The following is a 4,996-nucleotide window of genomic DNA, read 5'->3' as shown; positions in this document are numbered from 1 at the left end:
TCCCGCTGCGCGGCGAGCGTGTTGTCCGCCTTGCCCTTGTCCTCCGCCGGACGCCTGTCGTGTTTGGCGGTTCCGGATACGAACATGTCGCCCTGGACAGTGTTGTGCACCAGAAGCCAGGTCTTGAAGGGATCAACCTTTTTGCGCTTCCCTTTGAACTGACTACATTCGAACAGGCTCTCCCACTGAGAGAACGGGTCCTTGTCTTCGGGCTCATCGTCGGGTGCGCCTGTCGTTACCGCCATGGGGGTCCCCTGCTGCCGCTGGAGCTGTACCGGTGAGCTTCAGGGTAGTCCCGGTTACGGACCAGACGGCCCGACATGCGCGCACGGCGGAGGGGTGTGCCATCTCGGCACACCCCTCCGTGTCGTTACTGGGCTGCTACGCGCCCTGTACCTTGCGCCTCCGCTTCCGCAGACGCGCGCACTCACGGCACGCCCGGTGACCACGGCCGTCTATCCGGGTGTTCTCGGGCGTGTACTCATGTCCGGCTGGGCAGTGCGTCTTGCGCGCGTTGGCGTGAGTGCCGTGCTCGATGGAGTCGCGCATGTTCTCGGCAGCCGTGCCCCACCTGAGGTTGTCCAGTCGGCAGTTCATACGGTCCCCGTCCAGGTGCCGACAGACCATGCCGTCCGGGCGGGGACCAACGAAGGTCTCCAGCACGACACGATGAAGCAACCGCAGCTTCGGCCCCGTCCAGAAGGCCAGGTACCTGTCTTGGTGCGGCTGGGGCTTGATCACCTGCCCCCGGCTGACCGAGGTCCACGACCGGACCCGACCAAGGTTCGACACCTCGTACACGCCGTCAGTCCCAGCGATCGGCCGCCACTCCTCCCCCGGCAGCGTCGGGTCCGGCTCAGGCTGCTCTTGTCCGGTGAGATCGTCCATCGAGCAGCCCAGCGCCCGTGCGAAGCGCCCGAGGGTGGCCACCCGGGGCACCTTCTCGCCGCGCTCGTACGCGCTGACGGTGGCCCTGTTGTCGCGCGTCCCGTACACCGCTTCGGACAGGTCGCGCTGCGTCATGCCGCGCTCCAGCCTGATCCGGCGCAGGCTCGCGGGGTTGAACATCGGCAGTCCTCCTTTTTCCGGGGGAGCCGAGCAGCGCCCCCGGAAAAAGCGGACCACGCGCCGAACTCGCGCATAACCCCAGGTAAGAAGCCTTTTTCAGGCTGTTACGCCACGTCCAGCACGAACGGCACGGCACCCTGCGAGCCAAAAGCCGGAATCAGAGCGGGTGGTGTTTCTACAGGACTCGGGACGGCCATGAGCACCCGGTGCAGTTCGGCGGCGTGCGCGGCGGTGTTGAGCGCCCCGCTGCGCCGCCCGGCCTCCACCACCACCGTGCCGGGGGTGAGCGCGGCGATGAGACGGTTGCGCACCAGGAAGTCCTTGGCCATGGGCTTGAGGCCGACGGGGCGCTCGCTCACCAGCACCCCGGTGCGGGCGATGTCGGTGAACATCCCCGCGTGCCCGCGCGGGTAGTCCACGTCCGGCCCGCAGGCGAGCACGACCACGGTGGACCCCGCCGCGTGGGCGGCCCGGTGCGCGGCGCCGTCGATGCCGTACGCCCCGCCGGACACCACCACGACGGAGCGCTCGGCCAGGTCGTAGGCGAGTTCGGCGGCGATGTGCTCGCCGTAGGAGGTGGACGCCCGTGATCCGACGATCGCCACCGAGCGCAGGCACAGGTTGCGCAGGTCGCCGCGGCCGCGCACCCACAGCCCGTGGGAGCGGCGGCCGCCGGGCGCGTCCAGCGCGTCCAGGCGGCCGGGCCACTCGGGGTCCCCGGGCGCCACGAACCTGACCCCGGCCGCCGCCGAGGCGGCCAGCAGCGCGTCGACGTCCACGCGGGCGGCCTGCGCGTGCCAGTTCCGCCAGCGCCGCGCCACCCGCTCCCGGTCCACGACGGCCTCCCCGTCCTCGGGCACGGTCGGCGGCGGCGCCCCGGCCACCAGGTCCGCCCACACCCGCGCCGCCCCGTGCCCGCCGAGCACCGCCCCCAGCCACGGGTCCCCGGGCGGCGCCACCGTCGTCAGCGCCGCCAGGGCCCGCACCTCGTCCTCGTCCACCGCATCCCTCCTCACCTCGCCCGCCCCGCGGGCACCACCGCGACCCACCGCAGGCCACGGCCCCATCACCGCTCACCGGTGCACCACCGACACGCACACTCCGCCGAACCCACCGGTCGGCACCCCGGCCGCCGCACCACGTGACGCCGACCGCTCTCCGCCGCACCACCCGGCCCGGCGGCCCTACCGACCACGGCCCGATACCGGCGGCCCGGTCGGCCACGGCCGCCCCAGCGCGGACCGGGCCCGGGCCACAGCCCGGGGCCACCGGCGCCCGGACGCGAAGGGGCACACCGGCCGCGGCAAAGACCCACGCGTCTCAAAGGCCCCGGGGCCGCTCCCCTCACCCGCCCACGGCCACCGGCGGCGCGCGCCCGAGCGGAAACGCACGCGCGGGCGCGGTCGGGGACCGAACTCCGCACGCGGACCGGGACGGGAACGCGGACGGCGGCGACCGGCACCCGTCCCGGGGTCACCAGGCGCGGCCGGACCAGAGTGCGAAGGCATAGGCCACCTCCTCCTCGCCGGGGCGGTCGCGGTCCGCCAGGTCGGCCAGGGTCCAGGCGACGCGCAGGGTGCGGTCCACCCCGCGGGCGCTGATCCGGCCCTGGTCCATGGCCACGCCGAGGATCCGCAGCGCGCCGGGCTCCACCGGGAAGTCGCGGCGCAGGTGGGCGCCGGGCACCTGGGCGTTGGTGGTCCACGGGGTCTGCTCCAGGCGGGCGGCCGCCCGCTGCCGGGCCGCGAGCACCCGGGCGCCCACCACCGCCGAGGACTCGGCGAAGGCCCGGTCGGCGAGCAGCTCGGCCCGGCCGACCTGGGGCAGCTCGACCTTGAGGTCGATCCGGTCCAGCAGCGGCCCGGAGATCCGGGAGAAGTACCGGCGCCGCTCCCCCGCCGGGCAGTCGCACAGGGCCCCCGGCTTGGCGCAGGGGCAGGGGTTGGCCGCCATCACCAGCTGGAACCTGGCCGGGAACGCGACGGTGGAGGAGGCGCGGGCCAGCACCACCTCGCCGCGCTCCAGCGGCTCGCGCAGCGAGTCCAGCACGCCGCGGCCGAACTGCGGCGCCTCGTCCACGAAGAGCACCCCGCGGTGCGCCTTGGACACCCAGCCCGGGGCGGGGTGCCCGCTGCCGCCGCCGATGATGGACGAACGCGTGGACGTGTGGTGCGGCGCCGCGAACGGCGGCACCGTGACCAGCGGGGACCCGGCGGGCAGCAGTCCGGCGACCGAGTGGATGGCGGTGGCCTCCAGCGCCGCCGCCGGGTCCAGCCGGGGCAGCACCGTGGGCAGCCGCTCGGCCAGCAGGCTCTTGCCGGTCCCGGGCGGGCCGAGCATCATCAGGTTGTGCCCGCCCGCCGCGGCGATCTCCACCGCCCGCCGGGCCACCGGCTGGCCCAGCACGTCGGCCAGGTCCGGCTCGGTGTCGGCGGGGCGGCGCGGCTGCGGCACCGGGTCGGGCGGCCGCGCGTCGGGGAGCAGTCCGTCCCGCGCCCAGCGGCACAGCTCCTCCAGGGAGTCGACCGCGACCACCTCGACGTCGGGGACCAGCGCCGCCTCGGCGGCGTTGCCGTGGGCGACGACGAACCGGTCGTGCCCCCTCTCCCGGGCGGCGATGACCGCGGGCAGCACCCCGCGCACCGGGCGGGTCCGGCCGTCCAGCCCGAGTTCGGCGATGAGGACCGAACCCGCCAGCGGGTCCGGCGGCACCGCCCCCTCGGCCGCCAGGATGGCGGCGGCGATGGCGAGGTCGAACAGGCTCCCCGCCTTGGGCAGGCTGGCCGGGGACAGGCTGATGGTGATCTGGCCGCTGGGCCAGGCCTCGCCGCTGTTGGCCAGGGCCGCGCGAATGCGGTCGCGGGCCTCGCGCAGCGCCGCGTCGGGCAGGCCCACCAGGGTGACGCCGGGGTCGCCGCCGCCCAGGTGCACCTCGATCTCGACGACGTGCCCCTCCACCCCCAGCAGCGCCACGCAGTGGGTCCGAGCGAGCGTGATCATCGCCCCTCCCCGGGGAGGACCGCCGGGCCGCGGCCCCGCGCCCCCGCGGAACACCCGGCCGCCCCGCCCTGTTCGCCGGGGGGCGCCGCCCGAGCCGGTCCGTGCGGGGTACGGCCGCAAGGCGGAGGGTCACCGGGCCGGGCACCGCCCTGCGCGGGCCGGTGCGGTCCGTGTTCGGCGGGCCCGCCCCGGCCACGAGTCTTCGGGGGACGACCGCGCGGCGGTGCGCCGCCGGAGCCGGACCGCGGCCAGGACACCCATCGGCCGCGCGACGGCACGCCGTCGGGGACCGCCCGCGGCGCGGAGACCTCTCGGCCGTGAGAGGGCGTACGGCCGGGGACCGGCCGCGGCGGGGACCCGCCCCGGCTAGGGGAGGGCGGGGGCCTCCACGGGGCGCGCGGCCCGGTGCGGCCGTGGCGCGGCGGGGGTGCGTGGCGGGTCGGGGCCCGCCGGGGGGTCATGACAGGCCCCGTTCGTGGGAGACGTACACGCGGCCGTCGGTGAGCAGGACGCCCAGGCCGTCGATGCGCAGGGGGCGCCCGGGCACCCGGCGGGCATGGGCCCAGGCCCGGCCCAGGCGGCGCAGCCGTCTGCGCTTGCTCCACCCGATGGCCTCCACCGGGTGCCCGTGCCGCAGCCGGGTGCGGGTCTTGACCTCGGCGACGACCAGTACGGGGCCGTCCCGGGCCACGATGTCGATCTCCCCCGCGGGGCACCGCCAGTTGCGGTCCACCACACGTATCCCGGATCGTTCCAGGAACGCGGCGGCCAGGTCCTCTCCCAGACCGCCCAGGTCCCTGCGGTACGCGGCGTACACGTCCACGTCGACCACCTCCCATTACCACGGTCGGTGATCGGGCGGCGCCCCGCCAGGGTCGATTTTTTTCTGTGGATAACCGTGCTCGGGGGCGCGGCGGGCGCCCCCGGC

Annotated in this window: 4 protein-coding genes and 1 pseudogene; all 5 read right to left on the bottom strand. The window is 75.5% G+C overall.

Annotated features, from left to right (window positions below):
• Positions 1 to 245: hypothetical protein (locus ACJOT3_RS32590; protein ID WP_406976977.1), on the bottom strand; the 245-nt coding region annotated here is incomplete at its 3' end.
• A gap of 136 nt (positions 246 to 381) precedes the next feature.
• Positions 382 to 1,068 carry an HNH endonuclease gene (locus tag ACJOT3_RS32585; protein WP_406976976.1) on the bottom strand — a complete coding sequence of 229 codons (687 nt, stop codon included), beginning with the start codon at positions 1,066 to 1,068 and terminating at the stop codon, positions 382 to 384.
• Between the two features lie 176 nt (positions 1,069 to 1,244).
• Positions 1,245 to 2,135, bottom strand: a pseudogene (locus ACJOT3_RS32580) (DNA-processing protein DprA); the annotation flags it as partial.
• 406 nt (positions 2,136 to 2,541) lie between these two features.
• Positions 2,542 to 4,065, bottom strand: coding sequence for a YifB family Mg chelatase-like AAA ATPase (locus ACJOT3_RS32575; RefSeq protein ID WP_406976978.1), 1,524 nt, complete (start codon positions 4,063 to 4,065; stop codon positions 2,542 to 2,544).
• Positions 4,066 to 4,525: 460 nt separating this feature from the next.
• Positions 4,526 to 4,891 carry a YraN family protein gene (locus ACJOT3_RS32570; protein WP_406976975.1) on the bottom strand — a complete coding sequence of 122 codons (366 nt, stop codon included), beginning with the start codon at positions 4,889 to 4,891 and terminating at the stop codon, positions 4,526 to 4,528.
• Positions 4,892 to 4,996 lie beyond the last annotated feature (105 nt).

Source organism: Nocardiopsis protaetiae (genome assembly GCF_045446735.1).
In the GTDB taxonomy this organism is placed as follows: domain Bacteria; phylum Actinomycetota; class Actinomycetes; order Streptosporangiales; family Streptosporangiaceae; genus Nocardiopsis; species Nocardiopsis protaetiae.
Note: the sequence above shows the minus strand (reverse complement) of the source record. Positions and strands in the feature narration are given on the sequence as shown.

What these genes read in the sequence shown, in the direction of transcription:
- ACJOT3_RS32585 (WP_406976976.1), bottom strand. Translation starts at nt 1,068, where the DNA reads ATGTTCAACCCCGCGAGCCTGCGCCGGATCAGGCTGGAGCGCGGCATG.